The organism is Promicromonospora sukumoe 327MFSha3.1 (genome assembly GCF_000385135.1).
In the GTDB taxonomy this organism is placed as follows: domain Bacteria; phylum Actinomycetota; class Actinomycetes; order Actinomycetales; family Cellulomonadaceae; genus Promicromonospora; species Promicromonospora sukumoe_B.
This window is the reverse complement of the sequence record NZ_ARQM01000010.1, coordinates 543,764-564,478: the sequence shown is the minus strand read 5'-3', so window position 1 is coordinate 564,478 and position 20,715 is coordinate 543,764. Positions and strand designations below refer to the sequence as shown.

Here is a 20,715-nt window from a genome sequence, read left to right as displayed (position 1 = left end):
TCGCCAGAGTTCTATCTCGCCAGGGTTCTACTTCGCCGGCGTTCTACTTCGGCGTCGTCTGCTCCGCCGCCGCGATCGCCTGGGCCAGCTCCGCCTGGAGCGGCTTGACCGCTCGTGTGTCCGGGTGCAGGTCCAGGGCCCGCAGGTGCTGCTTGGCCTCGAATACCCGGCCGGCCTCCAGCGCGGCGAGCACGAGATGCTTTCCCACGACCGGCGAGTGCTCCCGCACGCGCCAGTGCCCGACGCCGAGGCCCAGGGCCTCCACGGGCATCCCGGCCTCGCGCAGGATCGCGAGCCCCTCGGCCAGCGCGTTCCCGTCCGGGTCGCGCTCGGCGGCGGTGATCAGGCGGCGGACGGCGCCCTCCGGGTCGTCGGCCAGCGACAGCCGGCCCAGCTCGATGAGGGGGTACCAGCCGCGCGGGTGCCCGGCCAGCTCCTCGGCCAGCGACCAGACCGCGAGGTCGGCCTCCCGCTGCCTGGACTCCGGGATCTCGTCCGAGTCCCGCAGCGGGTCCTCCAGCGTCGGGTCCTCCGCGGCCCGGCGGCGGACGATCTCCGCCAGGGCGGCGAACGCCTCCTCGTTGTTGGGATCGTCGGTGAGCTGCGCTCGTAGCGCGTCCTCGTGCCCCACGTCCCCACGCCGGGGTGCCGACGGTGACTGCCGACGTGTGCCGACCGTGGACGCGGACAAGGGCCGACGGATGAGGCGACGGAGCCGGTGCATCAGGGCCATGCCTCGACCCTACAGTTTCTCACCCGTACTCACTGGGATAGCACTGTCGCGAAAGTCCGTTTGTGGACTCTCCACAAGTCGGGCTCGTATGCTGCCGGGGTGCCAGCAACACGACGGGCCGCTCGAGCCAGTGCCCAGGAGACCGACCAGGAGGCCGGGCAGGTAACCGACCGCACCACCGAGCAGGGCACCGGCCAGGACGCCGGCCAGGCACCCGAGACCGACGCCGGGCTGGACCCTGCCGGCTTCCCCATGAACCTCCAGCGCGTCCGCGAGGCCAGCGGCCTGCTGACCGCCGCCGCGATGCGCCGCCTCGACGAGGACCTGAACTGGTACCGCGAGCTGCCCGCCGAGGACCGCTCCTACGTGGGCCTCGTCGCCCAGGCCGGCATCAACGCCTTCACCTCCTGGTTCACGGACCCGGACCGCCCGCCGCACGGCGTGAGCGAGATCTTCGCCGCCGCGCCCACCGAGCTGACCCGCTCCATCTCCCTGCAGCACACCCTGCAGCTCGTGCGCGTGGTGGTCGACGTCGTCGAGACGCACTCCGACCGGATCGCCGCCCCCGGCGGCGAGCGCGACCTGCGCGAGGCCGTGCTGCGCTACTCCCGCGAGGTCGCGTTCTCGGCGGCCGAGGTCTACGCCCGCGCCGCCGAGTGGCGCGGCGCCTGGGACGCCCGGCTGGAGGCGCTCGTGGTCGACGCCCTGGTGCGCGGCGACGGCGACGACTCGCTGCGCTCCCGCATCTCCGCGCTCGGCTGGAGCGGCAAGGGCAACGCCCTGGTCGTGGTCGGGGTCGCCACCGAGGAGCTCGACGAGATCCGCACCGCCGAGATCCGCCGAGTGGCCCGCCGCGCCGCGGGCGACGCCCTCGTGGGCATCCACGGCGACCGCCTCGTGCTGGTGCTCGGCGGCGAGGGCGACCTCGTGGCGGCGGCCGCCTCGCTCCTGTCCCGGTTCGGCACCGGCCCGGTCGTGATCGGCACCCAGGTGCCCAGCCTGACCGACGCCGCCCGCTCGGCCCGCTCCGCCCTCGCGGGGCTCACGGCCGCCCCGGCGTGGCCGCAGGCGCCCCGCCCGGTGATGGCCGACGACCTGCTGCCCGAACGCGTGCTGACCGGCGACTACACCGCCCGCGCCACCCTGATCGCCCAGGCGTTCACCCCGCTGCAGGACGCCGGTGGCGCCGTGCTGGAGACCCTCTCGGCCTACCTGGGCACGGGTCGTTCCCTGGAGGCCGCGGCCCGTCATCTGTACGTTCACCCCAACACCGTGCGCTACCGCCTGCGCAAGGTCTCCGAGATCACGGGCTGGGACCCGCTCGACGCGCGCGAGTCGTTCGTGCTGCAGGTGGCGCTGGCGCTGGGCCAGCTCGGCCGCGGCTGAGCCCGCCGAGACGTACGTCACTAACCTGCGCGCCAGACGGGCGCCTTGTAGGTTCCCGACAAGGCCCCCCGACCAGGTTGGTACAGGTCGCGACGTCCCGTGAGCGGCCAGGGTTGGCAGAGTGGACGCGTGCTCGCCGTCGTCTGCCCTGGACAGGGCTCTCAGACCCCCGGGATGCTCAGCGACTGGCTCGAGCTGCCCGGCACCGAACAACGCCTCGCGGCAGCCTCCGAGGCCGCGGGCCTGGACCTGGTCGCGCACGGCACGACGTCGGACGCGGACACGATCCGCGACACCGCCGTGGCCCAGCCGCTGATCGTCACCACCTCCCTGCTCGCGCTGCGCGCCCTGCTCGACGGCCGCGCCGCCGCGGACGTCGTCGACGTCACCGCCGGCCACTCGGTCGGCGAGCTGTCGGCCGCCGCGGTCGCGGGCGCCCTCACGGACGACGGCGCGGCCGGCCTGGTCGCGCGCCGTGCCCGGGCGATGGCCACGGCCGCCGCAGCGGCGCCGTCGGGCATGAGCGCCGTCGTGGGCGGTGACCCGGACGAGGTGCTGGCCGCGATCGAGGCCGCGGGCCTGTGGCCCGCCAACGTGAACGGCGCCGGCCAGACGGTCGCCGCAGGTTCCCTGGAGAACCTGGCCAAGCTCGCGGAGAACCCGCCGACCCGCGCCCGCGTGATCCCGCTGCAGGTGGCCGGCGCGTTCCACACGCCGTTCATGGACGCCGCGCGCGCCGAGTTCGAGCCGGTCGCCCTGGGCTGGGACGCCGCCGACCCGGCGCTGCCGTTCCTCGCCGACCTGGACGGGACCGCCTACACCGGCGGCGCCCACGGCCACGGCACCGGCGCCGACGTGCTGCGCAACATCGCGGGCCAGGTCACGGCCCCGGTGCGCTGGGACCTGATCATGACCGAGCTCGCCGCGCGCGGCGTCACGGGCCTGCTGGAGCTCGCCCCCGGCGGTGTCCTGACGGGTCTGGCCAAGCGCGGCCTGAAGGGTGTCGAGACGGTGGCGGTCAAGTCGCCCGCCGACCTCGACGCGGCCCGCGAGCTCATCGCGGCCCACAGCACAGTCGCCGGCACGAGCACACCCGGAGCAGCCCAGTGACCTCCCTCCAGCAGGCCCAGCCCACCCAGTTCTCGCGGATCCTGGCGATCGGCGCGGAGCGCGGTGAGCTCGTCGTCACGAACGACGACATCGCGGGCCCCATCGACTCCTCGGACGAGTGGATCCGCCAGCGGACCGGCATCGTCACCCGGCGCCGGGCCGGCGCCGACAAGGACATGCTCGACCTCGCGGAGGCCGCCTCGAACCGCGCGCTGGCCGCCGCCGGCCTCACCGGTGCCGACATCGACGCGGTCATCCTGTCGACGATCACGCACATGCACATGACGCCGTCCGCGGCCGCGATCCTGGCCGAGCGCATCGGCGCGACGCCCGCCGCGGCCTACGACGTGTCGGCCGCGTGCGCCGGCTACGCCTACGGCATCGGCCAGGCGGACGCCCTGGTCCGCTCCGGGCTCGCCCGCCACGTGCTGGTGATCGGCGCCGAGAAGCTCAGCGAGATCATCGACCCGACCGACCGCTCGATCTCGTTCCTGCTGGGCGACGGCGCGGGCGCCGCGATCGTCGGCCCCTCGGACACGCCGGGCATCGGCCCGACGGTGTGGGGCTCGGACGGTTCCAAGGCCACCGCGATCCGCCAGACGCACTCCTGGACCGAGCTGCGCGAGGACCCCTCGCTCGGCTGGCCCACGCTGCGCCAGGACGGCCAGACGGTCTTCAAGTGGGCGAGCTTCCAGATGGCCCCCGTCGCCGAGAAGGCGATGGCCGAGGCCGGCGTCACCGCCCAGGACATCCAGGTGTTCATCCCGCACCAGGCCAACATGCGGATCATCGACCAGATGAAGAAGCAGCTCGGTCTGCCGGATACCGTGGTGATCGCGCGCGACATCGCCGAGACCGGCAACACGTCCGCCGCGTCGATCCCCCTGGCCGCCGAGCGGCTCCTGTCCGAGGGACAGGCAAACTCCGGCGACCTGGCCCTGCAGATCGGGTTCGGCGCGGGCCTCGTCTACGCCGCACAGGTCGTGGTGCTGCCGTAGCGCAGGACGGTCCACGGACGTGACCCGTTGTGCATTCCGGTCGCGGGATGCGCCAAGATCTGACCAGCAAGACTCCGGTGCCCGACGGCGCCGGTGACCGTTACCGAAAGATAAGGAAGTCCCATGGCCAACACGGACCAGGAGATCCTCGAGGGCCTCGCCGAGATCGTCGCCGAGGAGACGGGCCTCGACACGGCCGACGTCCTGCTCGAGAAGTCCTTCACGGACGACCTCGACATCGACTCCCTGTCGATGATGACCATCGTCACGCACGCCGAGGACAAGTTCGGGGTTCGCATCCCGGACGAGGAGGTCAAGAACCTCGCGACCGTCGGTGACGCAGTGAGCTTCATCAAGGGCGCCCAGGACTGAGCCGCCCCCCGACGGCGGCCGCGCGGCCGGCTGAGATCCACCGGCCCGCGCCGCCGTCGGGCATCGCTGCCCACCGGCAGCACCCCTTAGCACCTGCCCCCATTCGTCCCACACCCTCGGGAGCATCATCATGACCTCCGCACGCGAAGTCGTCGTCACTGGCCTCGGCGCCACCACCCCGATCGGCGGGGACGTGGCATCCACGTGGGAGGCCGCGCTCGCCGGCGTGTCCGGTGCGCGCACCCTCGAGAACGACTGGGCCGAGAAGTACGGGATCCCCGTGAACTTCGCCGCCACCATCAAGGTGGACCCGGCCGAGGTCCTGTCCCGCCCCGAGACCAAGCGCATGGACCCGTCCGCGCAGTACGCGATCGTCGCGACCCGCGAGGCCTGGGCCGACGCGGGCAGCCCCGAGGTCCCGGGCGAGCGGCTCGGCGCCGTGGTCTCCTCCGGCATCGGCGGCATCCAGACCATCCTGGACGGCTGGGACACGCTCCGTGAGCGTGGCGCCCGGCGCATGCTGCCCATGACCGTCCCCATGCTCATGCCGAACTCGCCGACGGCCTACGTGTCCCTGGAGCTCGGCGCCCGCGCCGGCACGCACGCGCTGGTCTCGGCCTGCGCCTCCGGCGCCGAGGCGGTCGGCTACGCCGTCGAGATGATCCGCTCCGGCCGGGCCGACGTCGTCGTCGCCGGCGGTACCGAGGCGTCGATCCACCCGATGCCGCTCGCCGCGTTCGCGGCGTCGCGCACGCTCTCGCTGCGCAACGACGACCCGCAGCACGCCTCCCGCCCGTACGACATCGACCGCGACGGCTTCGTCCTCGGCGAGGGCGCGGCCGTGCTGGTGCTGGAGAGCGCGGAGCACGCCGCCGCCCGCGGCGCCCGCGTCTACGCCAAGGTCGGCGGTGTGGGCCTGTCGTCCGACGCGTACCACATCACCTCCCCGGACCCCGAGGGCACCGGCCAGGTGACCGCCATGCGCTTCGCCATGGAGGACGCCGGCGTCACCGCCTCCGACGTCGTGCACGTCAACGCGCACGCCACCTCGACCAAGGTGGGCGACCTCACCGAGACCGCCTCGATCCGCAAGCTCTTCGGGTCGGACGCCGACCACGTGCAGCTCTCGGCGACCAAGTCGATGACCGGCCACCTGCTGGGCGGCGCCGGCGCCATCGAGTCGGTCTTCGCGGTCAAGGCCGTGGCCGAGCGCCTGGCCCCGCCGACGATCAACGTCGAGAACCCCGACCCCGAGCTGCAGGTGCCGCTCGTGCGCGACGAGCCGGCCAAGCTGCCGGGCGGCGACATCGCCGCGATCAACAACTCGTTCGGGTTCGGCGGCCACAACGTCGCGCTGGTCATCCAGAACCACTGAGAGGTCCGTGTCAGACGCTCAGGTCACCCCGGTGACCTGAGCGTCTGACATGTCGGGGCGCCTCGCGGCTCTCCTCCTCCTGACATGGGAGAATGTCACCATGGCAATGCGTGAGATCCGAGTGGTTCCCGACCCTGTGCTGCGCACCCCGTGCGACACCGTGACGACGATCGACGACCGCGTACGCGGCCTCATCGCCGACCTGGTCGAGACCGTCGACGACGAGGGGCGCGCCGGGCTGGCCGCCAACCAGATCGGTGTCTCGCTGCGGGCCTTCTCGTGGAACATCGAGGGCGAGATCGGCTACGTCATCAACCCGCGCATCGTCGAGCTCGGCGAGGAGCTGCAGGACGGCGGCGAGGGCTGCCTGTCCGTGCCCGGGCTCTGGTACCCGACCGTGCGCGCGAACTACGCGCGGGTCGAGGGCATCGACCTGGACGGCAAACCGGTCACGGTCGAGGGCACCGGGATCATGGCCCGCTGCCTCCAGCACGAGACGGATCACCTGGACGGCATGGTCTACCTGGACCGCCTCCAGAAGGAGACCCGCCGGGCCGCGATGCGGGAGCTTCGCGCGCGCCTGTGAGGGAGCCGGGCTCTATTTAGTACATATCGCTCATGTGGGATGAGTCATCAAGAGATTCGTCCGGGTACTAGTGGCGGTACGTCCCTTTAGGCAAGAATGTGCCGCACGAACTCGTCGTACGAAGTGATTCTTTCGACAGCATGCGCACCGTTTCGCCTCGCATGTCACGGATGGATCGGGCAGGATGTGGTCCGAAGCACCGCTGTGCAGCCGACCACAGCGTCACCGCCCTGGTGAGGACGTAGGGGAAGACGTACCTCGATCCAGGGAGGAAGACATGGCCGGTGTCATCACGCGGGGTGTGCTTTTTGTGCATTCCGCACCTCGTGCCCTGTGTCCCCACATCGAGTGGGCCGCGGGGAACGTCCTTGGCGTGCGCGTTTCCATGGACTGGACCGCGCAGCCTGCTGGGCGCAGCCTGTACCGCGCCGAGTACTCGTGGCAGGGTCCGCAGGGCACGGGCGCCAAACTGGCGTCCGCCCTGCGCGGGTGGTCCCACCTGCGGTACGAGGTCACCGAGGACGCGAGCAACGGGGCCGACGGCGCCCGCTGGTCGCACACGCCCGACCTCGGCATCTTCCACGCCATGACCGACGTGCACGGCAACGTCGTGGTGCCGGAGGACCGGGTCCGCGCCGCCCTGGAGCTCGCCGACCCCCGCGCCATGCGGGACGCCCTCGACCTCGCCCTGGGCGCCGCCTGGGACGACGAGCTCGAACCGTTCCGCTACGCCGGCCTGGGCGCCCCGGTCCGCTGGCTCCACCAGGTCGGCTGACGTCGGCCTCCGGCCTCCGGCCAGGCCGTTGAGCACAGCAGTTGCTGCCAGAACGCGGCCCGTTCTGGCAGCAGCTGCTGTGCTCAACGCGTTCCGCTCCGGGGTGGGCGGACGAAGAGGCAGTCGGCCGCCATCATGAAGAGCGAGAAGAACGGCAGGCCCATGACGACGGCGATGCCCGCGTGCATCAGGAGCGCCCCGCCGACGGCCGCCAGCCGCAGGTGCCGCTGCAGCAGCAGGAGCGGGAACGTGAGCTGCAGCGCGAGCGTCCCCCACGTCACGGCGGCGACGAGCCAGCCGTGGCCGACGATGAGGTCCGCCAGGCCCGGCCACGGCCGGAACTGCGGCAAGGAGAGCGGGTAGTACACCGCCGACCCGTCGCGCCACTCCGGTCCCTGGAGCTTGAACAGCCCCGACAGCACGTAGACCAGGCAGATCTGCGCGCCCACCGCCAGCACGGCGGCGTTGTGCAGCAGGTTGCGTAGCTGCGTGCGGCCGGGTCGGCTCCGCCGTCGTCGGGCGTCCAGGGACAGGCGGGCGGACGAGTCCGCGAAGCACAGGTAGACCAGCAGGATCCGCGAGATGTTGTCGCCCTGGTCGGCGACCAGGGGGTTGATCGCGGTCAGGCCCCACCAGCCGAGCAGGAGCACCGGCACCAGGAACCGGGCGTGCCAGCCGAGGGCTACCAGCACCGCCACCAGGAACAGGGCCACGCAGCCGGCCGTGAGCAGCGGGCCGTCCGCCAGGGCGTGGGCGCCGAGCGGCGTGGCCCAGCGGGCCCCGGTACCCCACAGCGCCTGCCGGCCCGGGAAGTTCACCGCGACGTACCCGGCGATACCCAGGCCGAGCACGATGCGCATCAGCGCGACGCCGTAGGTCGCGTGGGCGCGGACGGTCATCCAGCGGACACCGGCGTCGAGCAGGCGGGTCGGGTCGGGCGGCCGGGTCAGGTCGGGTGCGCGGGTCACGGGGCGGGCTCCGGCTCGGCCGGGCCGACGACGCCGGGTTCGTCCTGGCCGACGACGCCGTCGCCGCGCAGCGCCGCCCACGTGCGCCGGAACGCCGCGTCGTCCTGGCCGGGCACCACGACGGGCGGGCGCGCGCCCAGCACGAGCTCGGACGGCGCGGGCCGTGCGCCGCTCCCCCGCGGCGCGACCTCCTGACGCAGGACGCTCGCCTGGACCAACACGGGCGCGGCAGGGGCGGACGAGGCCGCCGACCCAGCGCCGGCCGACCCAGCACCGCCCGGCACCGCGTCGTCCCCGGAGGCCCGCAGCACCTGCGTCGCGTACGCGGCCACGGCGCGGTCCCTGCCCAGGTAGTCGTCGACGGCGTCGGGCGCGCCCCCGGCGTCGAGCAGCGCCGCGCGCAGGCCGGCCCAGGGGGCGGCGTCGGAGCCTCCCGAACCGCCGTCCGCACCCGAGCCCGCCGCGACCGGCGAGACCAGCAACGCCGCCCGCCCGTCCTCGGGCAGCTCCAGGAACGCGCTCCGCAGGTCCGTCGCCAGCCGGCGGGAGGGCCGCTCGGTCGCCGCCGGGAGCACGTGCCCGGTGAGCGCCCGGACCTCGACCGCCGTGGCGTCAATCCAGGGCCCGGGCGCCAGGTCGCCGTCGGGCCCGCCGGCGTACACGCCTCGCACGCGCAGGGAGTACTCGACGTGCAGCGGCGAGGGCGCGAAGACCGACCAGTTCTGCGCGAACACGGGCGTCATGTAGGGCTCCAGCGCCCGGTGCACGGCCGTCGTCGGCGCGTCGCCGATGGACTCCCCGGCGGGCCGACCGGTCAGGTAGCCCGGCGCCGCCCAGACGAACGTGGCCACCAGGTGCGCGAGCAGCACGACCCAGACCACGACGACCAGCCCACGGACCCGCGCCGGGACGGACGGGACGGCCGGCTGACCCGGCGTCGTCGTCGGGCGGGAACGGGCAGGAGGGGCGCCCGGGGTGGTGCTCACCGCGCACAGGGTGCCAGAGACCCGGTGCCCGGCGACAGTTCGCCCGTACCGGGCCCAGGTCCCGAGCCCCGCTCAGGCCCCGCCCGACCGGCCCTTCTGCACCGCGCCGAGCAACACCCGGATCCCCAGGCCGAGGACGACCAGGTCCAGCAGGATCTGCCCGGAGACGAGGAGCCGGACGGCGTCGGTCCGCGCCACGATGTCACCGAACCCCACCGTCGCGAACGTGCTGACGGTGAAGTACAGGGCGTCGGTCCGGCTGAGGTTCTCGCTGAACGTCGATGGCTCCCGGTCGCTGAGCGCGAAGTACGTCGAGGAGAACAGCAGCAGGAAGAACGGCACCAGCGTCGCGAGGGCCTGGATCCCCCGGATGCCGGGGAACCGGGACCGAACGATGGACCGGACCTCCCAGTACGACATGGCGCCGAACCCCACGAGGCCGACGGCCAGCACCAGGACCAGCGACGACACCGAGAACCGGTCGAGCGGCAGCACGTAGTAGAGCGCCACCAGCACGGCCGACGTCGCGGCGGCCCGCAGCAGGCCGAGGGTGATCAGGGTGCGCCGGCGCCGGGTGGGCAGCGCCCGCAGGTCGTGGGCCCCCGCGTCGCCCTCGTGCCGCGGTGCACGTTCGTCCACGTCGACCACCTCCTGACCCTGAGTCCAGGGTGACCCCGGACGCACGCGGCGGCCACCGCGATCCGGTGGGATCGCGGTGGCCGCCGGGGTGGAGGTCAGCCCTTGACGCAGAGCACCGTGCGCAGCCGCGCCACGACCTCGACGAGGTCGGACTGCGCGGCGATCACGGCGTCCAGGTCCTTGTAGGCGCCGGGGATCTCGTCGAGCACACCCTGGTCCTTGCGGCACTCGACGCCCGCCGTCTGGGCCGCGAGGTCGTCCAGGGTGAACTCCTTCTTGGCCTTGGTCCGCGACATGCGCCGGCCCGCGCCGTGCGACGCCGACCAGTACGACTGCGGGTTGCCCAGGCCGCGCACCACGTAGGAGCCCGTGCCCATGGACCCGGGGATCAGGCCCAGGTCGCCCTGGCCGGCCCGGATCGCGCCCTTGCGGGTGACGATCAGCTCCGCGCCGTCGACCTGCTCGCGCGCCACGTAGTTGTGGTGCACGTTCACGCCCTCGTCGAAGGTGACCTCGCGGCCGCCGTCGGACATGGCCGTGAACTCGTCCCGGACCGCCTGGACGGCCAGCGCCATCATCACGGCCCGCGAGCGGGCCGCGTACTCCTGGGCCCACCACAGGTCGTTCAAGTACGCGTCCATCTGGGGCGTGCCGGCCAGGAACACGGCGAGCTCCCGGTCCACGAGGCCCTTGTTGTGCTCCAGGTCCTTGGCGATGCGGACGTGGTGCTCGGCGAGCTCCTTGCCGATGTTCCGGGAGCCGGAGTGGAGCTGGAGCCAGACCTGGTCGTCCTGGTCCAGGCAGACCTCGACGAAGTGGTTGCCGCCGCCGAGCGAGCCGAGCTGCTTGCGCGCCCGGGTCTCGAGCTGCCGCACCTTCGGGTTGAGCGTCTCGAACCGGTCCCAGAACGCCTGCTCGCCACGGAGCCGCTCCTGCCCGCCCGAACCCTTGACGGGCCGCAGCCGGCGCAGGTCCACCTGCTCGTCGTGCGAGTGGAAGCCGACCGGGATCGCGGCCTCGATCCGCTTGCGCAGGCGGGAGAGGTCGTCGGGCAGGTCCGCGGCGGTGAGCGAGGTGCGGACGCCGATCATGCCGCAGCCGATGTCGACGCCGACGGCGTTGGGCGACACGGCGTCGCGCATGGCGATGACGGAGCCGACGGTCGCGCCCTTGCCGAGGTGGACGTCGGGCATCACGCGGACGCCTTCGACCCAGGGCAGGGCGGAGATGTTGCGCAGCTGGTTCAGTGCCGCGTGGTCGACGTCGTGCTCGTGCGCCCACATGAGGGTCTGCGCCCGGGCGCCCGACAGGGCGACCGGGAAGTCCGAGGACATGGGAGTGCTCCAGTTCTGTAGGGGATGGCTCGCAGAACCTAAGGGCGGACGGCGGAGGCGCGCCAGGACTTTTCGGCGCCGGGTTGGGCATCGAGCCCGGTGTCAGCCGAGGTCGGTCCCGTCCAGGGCCGACGACGGTTTCTGGTCCGGCAGCCGCATCATGCGCACGGCGTTGCCGAGCCCGGCCAGGCCGGCGAGCAGCGGGACGAGCAGCGCCACCTGCAGCGACCGGTTGCGGGCCTCCTCGTTGATGGCGAGCACCTCGGCCTCGACGGCCGGGGGCTGGCCGGTGATCTGCTCGGCGAGCTGGGTGTTGCTCATCACCTCGGCGTCGGTCTCCAGCACGGTGGCGATCTGCTGCTGCTCGGCCGCGGGGATGACCTGGCTCTCCTGGGTGAGCTGGTTGAAGCCGAGCGCGAGGGACGCGAGCAGGATGCCGCCCGACATGGCCAGCCCGAACGAGAGCCCGAACGACCCGGCGGCCGAGTTCACGCCGGCGGCCTCGCTGACGCGCTCCTCCTCGACGGGGGCCAGGGTGTAGTTGTTGAGCTGCGAGACCAGCAGGCCCAGCCCGCAGCCCGTGATCGCGAGCGGCAGCACGAGGTACCAGCCGCTGTCCACGCGGGGCACGAACGGGATGATGAGCGCGATGCCGAGGCTGGCCAGCAGGAACCCGGTGCGGATGATCGCGGCCGGACGGCGGTTGCCGGCCTTGCGTCCGGCGACGAGCGCGGCCCCGAACATGGTCAGCGAGAGGGGCGTCAGGGCAAGGCCGGCTTCGAGGGCGTTGTACTCCAGCGTCATCTGCAGGAACAGCGGCAGGGCTATCATGGCGCCGCCCAGCGTGACCTGCTGGAGCATCTGGCCGGTGACGCCGGTGGTGAACCCGGCGTGGCCGAACAGCCCGGGGTCGAGCAGCGGCACCCTGTGCTCGCGGACGCGGCGCACCAGCCAGAGCGCGAGGGCCACCAGGGCGGCGGCGCCGACCAGCAGGAGCACGCCGACGAGCTCGCCGCCCTCCTGCCAGACCAGGATGCCGAGCACCACGCCGCCCATGCCGATCACGGACAGGATGGCGCCGACGACGTCGACCTGGCGGCCGCCGGTGTACGGGACGTCCCGCACGAGCCGGATCTGGCTCAGGACGATCACGATGATGACCGCCTCCAGCCCGAACCCGACCCGCCACGACAGGTAGGTGGTGACGAACCCGCCCAGGAGCGGGCCGACGGCGGCGGCGATCGCGGCCGCGGCGCCGACCATGGCGTACGCCTGCTTCTGGGCCGGGCCCTCGAAGTTGCCGTGGATCAGCGACTGCATCGCGGGCAGCAGCAGCGAGGCGCCGAGCCCGCCGATGATCGCCCAGAAGATGATGATCGCCGTCAGGCTCTGCGCCAGCGTCATGGCCAGCGCCCCGGTCGCGTAGGCCAGCAGCCCGAGGACGTAGGCGCGCTTGCGCCCGATGAGGTCGCCCACCTTGCTGTTGATCAGGATGAACGCGGCCGAGACCAGCGCCTCGAGCGCGATCGCGGACTGCACCCCGCTGGCCGTGGCGTCCAGGTCCCGGATGACGGCGGAGATCGACACGTTCATCAGGGAGGTGTCGACCACCAGCACGAACATCGCGGCGGACAGCAGCAGCATCAGCCGCCTGCTGTGCGCGGTCACGGCCTCGGCGCCGTCGCCCGGTTGGGTACCCATGTCGCCGCCCTCGGCTCACGGGGCGGGTCGGCAGCCCCCGGCGGTGCCACCCGTCGCTCGTCTCGAGCGTACCCAGGCGGACGCCGTGGCGCCGCGCGGGCCCCACCTGCAGGAACCGCCCGAGGCAGTAGGATCCTTGCGCGGCTTGGTGCCGCACGCCCCGTTAGCTCAGCTGGTCAGAGCAGGAGACTCATAATCTCTTGGTCCTCGGTTCAAGTCCGAGACGGGGCACTTACCTCACCCGCGACGATGCGAGTACGAAGGTCCTCTGCGTTCGCATGACTGCGGCCAGTGGTTCAGCTCGGACCCGGCGCCACCACATCCAGCCTTGACTCGCGCCGACGGTGCACCGACTATGGCCGAACAAGGTTCGCCAATATTCGAGCATGGGAGCAAATAATGCGCGCACGCTTCATCGGCAAGGACCCTGAGTCGCCCGACGTCAACTCACCAACGCTGTTCGCGACAGACCGGACCGACCGCAAGACGTTCCTGGTCCAAGGCTGGAAGGTGACCGACGGCGACGCACTGGCGGACGTCGGCACCATCCCCGGCCACGAGGACATCGTCGAGGTGCCGTACGAGATCCTGGAGATGTACATCGCGCTCAAGGAGCAGGAGGGCCGGCCCTGACCTCCCAGATCCCGCCAGCGCCCGACCTGGGCCAGCTCTTCGCCGAGTTCGAGTACACGGCTTACCGCCTTGAGACCCTCGACCGGTACAACTCCCCGAACATGCGGGAGCCCATGGCGCGGTACCTGGAAACGGGGACCACCGACATGGCCTGGCTGGAGGGGTGGCTGAACACTGTGCGAGCCCGGGTCGCCGGGGGCAGGGTGGTCCGGCGTGTGCGGGTCGTGTCGTTGCCGCTGTCGGGCTACAACCGGTTCGGCCTCTGGACCGCCGCGTTCAACAACGATGCGGGGGAAGACATCCGTTACCTTGCGCGCGACGGGGCAGCCGGGCTACCCGAGTTCGACTACTGGCTGTTCGACTCACACACGGCTGCGAGGATGCACTTCGACGACGGAGTAGCCCTCGACTCCGACCTGATCACCGACCCGACCACCATGGTCGAGCTCAACTACCAGCGCGACGCCGCATGGCATCGCGCCATCACGAGAGACGAATTTGCCGCGGAACACCTCGACCAACCCTGATATCCGGGCGGCGCGCAACGAGCTCGGCGCGCGCCTCCGGGACCTGCGGCGAGCTGCCGGCCTGACCGGTCAGCAGCTCGCCGCTTCCTTGTCGTGGACCCAGCCGAAGGTCTCCAAGATCGAGAACGGCCGGCAGACCCCGACCGACGACGACGTGCGCTCGTGGTGCCGCGTGACTGCCAACGAAGGCGAGACCAAGGCCCTCCTCGCGGATCTCCACACACTCCAGACGCGACACCGGGAGTGGCGGCGCGTGCTGCGGGCAGGTCTCGCCGCCGAGCAGACCGTGATGGGACGTCAGGAGCAGGACACCCGGATCTTCCGTGGTTTCCAGCCCACGATCGTGCCGGGCCTGCTGCAGACCCCCGACTACGCACGCGGCATCATCGAACGAGCCGGGAACGGACCAGCTTCTCGGGCCGAGGTCGACGAGGCGATCGCCGCGCGGATGCAGCGGCAGAACATCCTCTACGACACCTCGAAGAAGTTCAGGCTCGTCCTGACCGAGGCGGCCCTGCTCAACTACGTGTGCCCGCCGAAGGCGATGCGCGGCCAGATCGATCGGCTGATCAACGTGGCGATGCTGCCGAACGTCCGGCTCGGAGTCGTCCCGTACGACAAGCCCTTCGCCGTCGTACCCCTGCACGCGTTCTGGGTCTACGACGACCAGCTGGTCATCGTCGAGACGGTCTCGGCACAGCTCAACCTGGCGCAGCCCCAGGAGATCGAGCAGTACACGAAAGTCTTCGAGGCGATGGCCCTCACCGCCGTCTACGAGGACAAGGCGCGGGCTGCACTGACCCGGATGGGCGAATCGATCACCGCTCGCGAGAATAAATGAGAATACTCCTCGCGACCCCCGATACAGGTCAATAATCTCCCCGACATGACGACGACCAGGATGATCGCGTGCGACATCGACGGGACCCTGCTCCGCACCGGGCGCCCGCCGACGCCGGCCGTGCAGCACGCGACGCAGGAGGTGCTGCGGGCCGGCCACCACATCGTCCTGGCGACCGGCCGGTCCGTGAAGGGCGCGGTGTCCGCGGCCCGGCAGCTCGGCCTGCGCGACGTCTGGATGGTCACGAGCAACGGCGCCGTCACCGCGCACCTCGTCGGCGAGCACTACCAGGTCGTCGAGGAGCACGACGTCGACGCCACGACCGTCATCGACGTCGCCCGGCGGGAGGCGCCGGCCGTCCGGGTCGCCGCCGAGATCGTCGGCGTCGGCTGGCGGGTGAGCGCCCCGTTCCCCGGGTACGAGCTGAACGGCGCACAGCGGCAGGCACCGCTCGACGAGTTCCTGGCGAACCCGACGCCGCGGATCGCCCTGCACGGGCCCGACGCCCACCGGATGGTTCCGGCGCTCATCGCACAGGGCGTCACCGCCATCGCGACCCGGCTCGACTGGGTCGACGTCACACCACCCGCTATCTCCAAGGCCTCCGCGCTGGAGAAGGTCCGCATCGAGCTCGGCGTCGACCAGGAACGCACCGTCGCGATCGGCGACGGAGAGAACGACATCGAGATGTTCGGGTGGGCCGCGCACGCCGTCGCCATGGGCCACGCCTCGCCGTTCGTCCTCGAAGCAGCCAGCCATCGCACGGGATCGCTCGACGACGAGGGCGCCGCGAGCGCTCTGCTGTCGCTGCTCGGACAGGGTCCGGGCCTCACCTGACCGGCGTCACCTCCGTACTCCTTCGCCCCTCCCTACATGAATAACTCACCCTCATCCCAGGGAGGCAAGCCGATGCGTACCCCAATCGTCGCGAGCCTGAGCGCCTTGGCCCTGACCTGCTGCCTCACGGCATGCTCTGCGCCGGCGGAGCCCGTCACAGACGAGGCGGCGACTGCCGAGACCACGACCTCCGCCCCGGCGTCGAAGCCGAAGGAGCCGACCGAGAAGAAGGAGAAGAAGTCCACCGAGGAAGCCGAGCCGGAACTCACCGAGTCGCAGCAGCAGGCTATTGCGGCGGCGCAGGACTACCTCGACTACCAGGCCTTCTCACGGCAGGGTCTGATCGATCAGCTCTCCAGCGAGTACGGCGACGCCTTCCCCGTGAAAGATGCCGAGTTCGCCGTCGACTCGCTCGACGTCGACTGGAACGAGCAGGCAGCCAAGGCCGCTCAGGACTACCTGGACTACGACTCGTTCAGTCGACAAGGCCTCATCGATCAGCTCTCGTCCGAGTACGGCGACCAGTTCACCGTGGAGCAAGCGACTTACGGCGTCGACCAGACCGGCCTGTAGCGCACCGCTCGCGGTCCCAGCCAGCACCGCAGGCGGCAAAAAAACCACCTCCTCCGCTCCTGGCCGGGGCGTGAGCAGCCAATTAGCCTGCACAACATGACGACCGGGCCCCGGAACAGTCGCTTGATGATCGCGTGCGACATCGACGGGACTCTTCTGCGCACCGGGCAGCCACCGACGCCGGCCGTGCTGCGTGCGACGCAGGAGGTGCTGCACGCCGGCCATCACATCGTCCTGGCGACCGGCCGGTCCGTGAAGGGCGCCGTGTCGGCGGCCCTGCAGCTCGGCCTCCGCGACGTCTGGATGGTCACGAGCAACGGCGCGATCACCGCGCACCTGGTCGGCGACCACTACCAGGTCGTCGAGCAGCACCCCGTCGACACCGCGACCGTCATCGACATCGCGATGAGGGCGGCTGCGGTGGTACGTATCGCCGCCGAGATCGTCGGCGTCGGCTGGCGGGTCAGCGCACCGTTCCCCAGGCACGAGCTCAACGGCGCCCAGCGCCAGGTCCCGCTCGGCGAGTTCCTGGTCAACCCGACGCCCAGGATCGCCCTGCACGGGCCTGGCGCCCACCAGATCGTCCGAGCGCTGCTCGCGTGCGGCCTGACCGCGGTCGCGCCCCGGCTCGACTGGGTCGACGTCACCCCGCCCAGGATCTCCAAGGCCTCCGCGCTGGAGAAGATACGTATCAGCCTCGGCGTCGAGCCGAGCCGCACGGTCGCGATCGGTGACGGCGAGAACGACCTCGAGATGTTCAGGTGGGCCTCCCACGACTTCGCCATGGGCCACGCCGCGCCGTCCGTCGTCGGGGCCGCGACCTACAGCACCGGCTCGATCGACGACGACGGCGCCGCGACCGTCCTGCGGTCGCTGCTCGGGTGAACTTGTCCGGGGCGAATGTCGCACGGGCACGGTGGCCCCGGCCGACCGCTACCGTCAGGCCATGCGGAAGAGGTACCTGATCGCGGGCGGGGTGTCGTCGGCCGTGTACGTCGTCGCCGGGCCGCTCCTCACGATCCTGTCGATCACCGCGCAGACCGATGCCGCGAGCCCCGAGGAAGACTTCTTCCCGATCGGGGCGGCAGCCGGCTGGATCCTCGTCGCGATGCCGCTCAGCCTGGTCATCACGACTACGGCCCTCGTCGGAGAGGTGTTCGCGCGCAAGGTGCACCGGACAGGCGGCAAGCTGCTGGTCGTCGCCCTGGTCTCCGCAGTGCTGGTCTTCGGCACCGCCACACTCCTGGGCGCCCTGATCGGCCTGCCCCTCCGGGAGTGGGCGGTCATGTCCCTGACGCTCCTGCCCGGCTGGCTGGTCGCCGCCGTCGGACCTCGGTTCTGGTGGTGGATCGCCGAGCTGGACTCCAGGTTCGCCCAGCTCGACGCCGAGCCCGACCCCGCACAGGGCTGAGCCCCGGGAAGCGCGCACCCGCGCTCCCCGGGGCTCCCCCGCGGCCGTCCCAGGCCCTACAGGTCCACCTCGTTCCCCCCGATCGTCACCACGAGCCGCCCGTCCGAGGCGAACGACCAGTCGAGCGCCCCCGAGTACTGCGCGCAGCGCGACCCGTTCGAGCCGGACCACCACTGGTTGCCGCCCGCGTCGTTCCCGATGATGCGGTCGTTCGAGCCGCTGTTGCAGGACGTGTTGTCGCGGAACGTCGACGAGCCGCCGTCGAAGTTGAAGTTGCGCTCCGCGCTGCCGATGCTCAGGTTGTTCGACACCGTGAGCGACCCCAGGTTCCGGTTGTAGCCGAAGCCGTGCTTGCCGTTGTCGTAGGCGATGCTGCGGCGCACCACGTGGTTGACCGCGATGTCCTCGCCGCCGAGCTTGTAGCCGTTGCGGTCGCCGTTGCCGGCCTGCGAGCCGTCGGACAGCGTGCCGTTCTCGTACGAGAGCGAGTCCTCGATGGTGACGGCGCCGATCGGGCCGGTGTCGTCCTTGGTGTACAGGTCCCAGCCGTCGTCGATGTTGTTGTGCGACACCGTGTACCGGAACACGTTGCCGCTGCCCACGGTGAGCTTGGGCGCGAACCCGTCGGCGTCCTCCCCGTCGGAGTCGGCGTTGTCGTGCGACTCCGAGGAGACGACGAGGTTGTTCGACGGCCACTCGCTGCTCGGCGCCCCGGCGGTGTACCGGGAGATCTGCAGGCCGGAGTCGTGGTTGAACCGGGTCACGACCCGCTCGATGATGTTGTTGTCGCCGCCCAGCAGGATGCCGTTGTCACCGGCGTGCTCGACGACGAGGCCGCGCAGGTGCCACCAGTCGCCGCCGATCGCGATGCCCCGGTTGGCGGAGTTCTCGCTCTGGGCCGAGAAGTTCAGCACCGGGGTCTCGCCCGGGTACGCGAACAGCTCGGTCCGGTTGCCGGAGGTGCCGCTGTTGCCCGGCGCGATGTCGAGCGTCTCCGACAGGTTGTACCTGCCGCCCCGCACGGAGATGCTGCCGCCGGGCTCGATCCGGTCGATCGCCGAGGCCAGCGTCGTCGGGTCGGACTCGGTCCCCGAGGCGCCGTCGGTGCCGCCCGGCGCCACGAAGAGCGCGTCCGCGCTCGGCTGCTCACCGGGCTCCTCCCCCGGGTCCTCACCGCCCGGCTCCTCGCCGCCAGGGGCGGCGCTCGCGTACGTCTCGAGCTCCGCGACCCGCGGCGTGGCCGAGGAGCTGGTGATCTCGAAGTTGATCTTGGTCAGCGAGGTCGCCGCGAAGCTGATGACGCCGGCCCCGCTGCCCGTGGCCAGCACGGCGCCGTTGCCGTTGTTCACGACCCGCCAGGAACCGATGTTCCCGACGGCGCCGGACGCCTCCCGCACGTTGATCGCCGACACCGTCGTGGCGCTGCCCCACTTGACCGAGACCCGGCCCGTGGCGCCTGCCGGCGACCAGTACGTGCTCGTGTCGCCGTCGAGCACGTTGCCGTAGCTCGTGCCGCTCGCCTTGCTGGAACCGTCGGCGCCGGCGCCGAGGCTCAGGTTGGCCCCGGTCGGCGGGTCCGTCGGGTCAGTGGGGTCGGTCGGGTCCGTCGGGTCGGTGGGATCGGTCGGGTCCGTCGGGGTGCAGCTGCCGTCCGAGACCTGGAGCCCGTTGTTCGCCCCCGCCGTCTCGGCGACGACGGCCGGCACGCAGCTCGCGGCGTCCAGCGGGTACGAGTAGGGGATGCTCACCGAGGTGTTCGACGTCGGGTTGGGTCCCGCGGGGTTGTTGTCCTCCCCCGGGCTCGACCACGTCACGTTGTCGAAGACGTTGCCCGCGACCTGCCAGTAGCCGGCCTGGTCGGTGTAGAACGTGCCGAGCACGTCCTTCGAGTCCTCGAAGTAGTTGTTGTCCACCTTCGCCTTGGCCCCGGCCCGCGAGTTGATGCCCGACTCGACCAGCCCCACGTAGTGGTTGTTGTACATGTGCGCCACACCGCCCCGCAGCAGGGGCGTGCGGGAGTTCAGGTTCTGGTACAGGTTGTGGTGGAAGGTGACGAAGCCGTTCGAGACGTCGCTCTCGCTGGACCCGATCAGGCCGCCGCGCTCCGAGTTGCGGAGGGTGCTGTACGACAGCGTCACGTACTTGGTGTCGTTCTTCATGTCGAACAGGCCGTCGTAGCCCTCCGACTCGCCGCCCGAGGCCAGCAGCGTGAGGTGGTCGGCCCAGACGTTGCGGACGCCGCTCTCCATGCCGATCGCGTCGCCGCCGTTCGACGTGGGCGAGCCCGACTTCTTCACGTTCTGGACGGTCACGTTCTGGATGATGATGTTGCTGGCCTCGCGGATGTGGATGCCGATCTGGTCGAAGACGGCACCGCTGCCGACGCCCACGATCGTGACGTTGCTGATCTGCTTGAGCTCGATCACGTCGTCGGCCGTGCTGCAGCTGTCGCCCGAGACCTTGCTGGTGTTGCCGTGGTTGATGGTGCCCGACACCTCGATGACGATCGGGGTGTCGCTGCTGGCGCGGTTGCACAGCGCCGTGTGGATCGCGGTGCCCGTGGTGGCCCGCACGGTCTGGCCGCCGGCGCCGCCGGTGGTCCCGCCGTTCTGCGTGGCGAAGCCCGTGGCCGGGCCCGTGGCCGCCGCCGCGTCCGGCACGGACTGGGCGGTCACCCCGATCGTGACCGCGAGGGTCACCGCGGCCACCGCCGAGAGGAACTGGACAGCTCTGGGTCGTCTCATCGTCATTGCCTCACGTTCGTCGTTGAATGCGGGACATTGCTGTGGTGCGCGCAGCGGGTGAATACGAGTAACCGGTTTCCCAGATCCTAGTAACCGGTTTCTCGGATGGCAACCCCCTGCCCGGAGACGCCGTCGGGGCACACGACGAGGCCGGCCCGGCGCGCGGTGTGCGCGCCGGGCCGGCCG

General features: G+C 71.4%; 21 protein-coding genes and 1 tRNA gene. 15 read left to right on the top strand and 7 right to left on the bottom strand.

Going from position 1 to position 20,715, the window contains the following annotated elements:
* Positions 1-43: 43 nt before the first annotated feature.
* Positions 44-631, bottom strand: a complete 588-nt coding sequence (locus tag H291_RS0106265) for a hypothetical protein (RefSeq protein ID WP_020014125.1) — start codon at positions 629-631, stop codon at positions 44-46.
* 354 nt (positions 632-985) lie between these two features.
* On the opposite strand from H291_RS0106265, the gene H291_RS0106260 reads away from it, so the two are divergent.
* The 7 genes from H291_RS0106260 (at position 986) to H291_RS0106230 (ending at position 7,335) form a co-directional block, all read left to right on the top strand.
* Complete coding sequence (locus H291_RS0106260) at positions 986-2,119, top strand: PucR family transcriptional regulator (RefSeq protein ID WP_051109439.1); 1,134 nt, start codon at positions 986-988, stop codon at positions 2,117-2,119.
* A gap of 129 nt (positions 2,120-2,248) precedes the next feature.
* Positions 2,249-3,229, top strand: coding sequence for an ACP S-malonyltransferase (locus H291_RS0106255; RefSeq protein ID WP_026365459.1), 981 nt, complete (start codon positions 2,249-2,251; stop codon positions 3,227-3,229).
* Positions 3,226-4,227 carry a beta-ketoacyl-ACP synthase III gene (locus H291_RS0106250; protein ID WP_020014122.1) on the top strand — a complete coding sequence of 334 codons (1,002 nt, stop codon included), beginning with the start codon at positions 3,226-3,228 and terminating at the stop codon, positions 4,225-4,227. The genes H291_RS0106255 and H291_RS0106250 overlap by 4 nt, the downstream gene beginning before the upstream one ends.
* Positions 4,228-4,350: 123 nt before the next feature.
* Positions 4,351-4,599 carry an acyl carrier protein gene (locus H291_RS0106245; protein ID WP_020014121.1) on the top strand — a complete coding sequence of 83 codons (249 nt, stop codon included), beginning with the start codon at positions 4,351-4,353 and terminating at the stop codon, positions 4,597-4,599.
* Between the two features lie 130 nt (positions 4,600-4,729).
* Positions 4,730-5,974: a beta-ketoacyl-ACP synthase II gene (fabF, locus tag H291_RS0106240; RefSeq protein WP_020014120.1), complete on the top strand. Its 1,245-nt coding sequence runs from the start codon at positions 4,730-4,732 to the stop codon at positions 5,972-5,974.
* 100 nt (positions 5,975-6,074) lie between these two features.
* A complete protein-coding gene (gene def / locus H291_RS0106235; protein WP_026365458.1) occupies positions 6,075-6,560 on the top strand; it encodes a peptide deformylase in 486 nt (161 codons plus the stop codon).
* A gap of 277 nt (positions 6,561-6,837) precedes the next feature.
* Positions 6,838-7,335: a DUF3145 domain-containing protein gene (locus tag H291_RS0106230; RefSeq protein WP_026365457.1), complete on the top strand. Its 498-nt coding sequence runs from the start codon at positions 6,838-6,840 to the stop codon at positions 7,333-7,335.
* A gap of 83 nt (positions 7,336-7,418) precedes the next feature.
* Here H291_RS0106230 and H291_RS28930 read toward each other — a convergent pair whose 3' ends face one another.
* From H291_RS28930 to H291_RS0106205, 5 genes are all read right to left on the bottom strand, one after another.
* Complete coding sequence (locus tag H291_RS28930; RefSeq protein WP_020014117.1) at positions 7,419-8,303, bottom strand: HTTM domain-containing protein; 885 nt, start codon at positions 8,301-8,303, stop codon at positions 7,419-7,421.
* Entirely contained in the window at positions 8,300-9,289 is a 990-nt protein-coding gene (locus H291_RS0106220) for a DUF5819 family protein (protein ID WP_157236735.1), read from the bottom strand. Before H291_RS0106220 ends, H291_RS28930 begins: the two co-directional genes overlap by 4 nt.
* A 72-nt stretch (positions 9,290-9,361) precedes the next feature.
* On the bottom strand, positions 9,362-9,928 hold the full coding sequence (locus H291_RS0106215; RefSeq protein ID WP_157236734.1) for a potassium channel family protein: 567 nt from the start codon (positions 9,926-9,928) through the stop codon (positions 9,362-9,364).
* A 95-nt stretch (positions 9,929-10,023) separates the two neighbouring features.
* Complete coding sequence (locus tag H291_RS0106210) at positions 10,024-11,262, bottom strand: RtcB family protein (RefSeq protein ID WP_020014115.1); 1,239 nt, start codon at positions 11,260-11,262, stop codon at positions 10,024-10,026.
* 102 nt (positions 11,263-11,364) lie between these two features.
* The gene (locus H291_RS0106205) at positions 11,365-12,963 is read right to left on the bottom strand and encodes an MFS transporter (RefSeq protein WP_020014114.1); all 1,599 of its coding nucleotides are present in this window, start codon (positions 12,961-12,963) and stop codon (positions 11,365-11,367) included.
* Positions 12,964-13,120: 157 nt separating this feature from the next.
* On the opposite strand from H291_RS0106205, the gene H291_RS0106200 reads away from it, so the two are divergent.
* The 8 genes from H291_RS0106200 (at position 13,121) to H291_RS0106165 (ending at position 17,785) form a co-directional block, all read left to right on the top strand.
* Positions 13,121-13,194: transfer RNA gene (locus H291_RS0106200), tRNA-Ile, on the top strand.
* Positions 13,195-13,362: 168 nt separating this feature from the next.
* Positions 13,363-13,596: a hypothetical protein gene (locus H291_RS0106195; RefSeq protein WP_020014113.1), complete on the top strand. Its 234-nt coding sequence runs from the start codon at positions 13,363-13,365 to the stop codon at positions 13,594-13,596.
* A complete protein-coding gene (locus tag H291_RS0106190) occupies positions 13,593-14,123 on the top strand; it encodes a DUF6879 family protein (RefSeq protein ID WP_033325760.1) in 531 nt (176 codons plus the stop codon). Before H291_RS0106195 ends, H291_RS0106190 begins: the two co-directional genes overlap by 4 nt.
* Positions 14,095-14,964: a helix-turn-helix domain-containing protein gene (locus H291_RS0106185; protein ID WP_020014111.1), complete on the top strand. Its 870-nt coding sequence runs from the start codon at positions 14,095-14,097 to the stop codon at positions 14,962-14,964. Before H291_RS0106190 ends, H291_RS0106185 begins: the two co-directional genes overlap by 29 nt.
* A 45-nt stretch (positions 14,965-15,009) precedes the next feature.
* Positions 15,010-15,801 carry an HAD family hydrolase gene (locus H291_RS0106180; RefSeq protein WP_026365454.1) on the top strand — a complete coding sequence of 264 codons (792 nt, stop codon included), beginning with the start codon at positions 15,010-15,012 and terminating at the stop codon, positions 15,799-15,801.
* 36 nt (positions 15,802-15,837) lie between these two features.
* Entirely contained in the window at positions 15,838-16,374 is a 537-nt protein-coding gene (locus tag H291_RS32310) for an Ltp family lipoprotein (protein WP_084467769.1), read from the top strand.
* Positions 16,375-16,470: 96 nt separating this feature from the next.
* Positions 16,471-17,259 (top strand): HAD family hydrolase, encoded by a 789-nt coding sequence (locus H291_RS0106170; RefSeq protein WP_026365453.1) that lies wholly within the window; start codon positions 16,471-16,473, stop codon positions 17,257-17,259.
* 61 nt (positions 17,260-17,320) lie between these two features.
* Positions 17,321-17,785: a hypothetical protein gene (locus H291_RS0106165; RefSeq protein WP_157236733.1), complete on the top strand. Its 465-nt coding sequence runs from the start codon at positions 17,321-17,323 to the stop codon at positions 17,783-17,785.
* Between the two features lie 56 nt (positions 17,786-17,841).
* Here H291_RS0106165 and H291_RS28920 read toward each other — a convergent pair whose 3' ends face one another.
* Positions 17,842-20,529 (bottom strand): pectate lyase family protein, encoded by a 2,688-nt coding sequence (locus tag H291_RS28920; RefSeq protein WP_033326224.1) that lies wholly within the window; start codon positions 20,527-20,529, stop codon positions 17,842-17,844.
* Between the last annotated feature and the right edge of the window lie 186 nt (positions 20,530-20,715).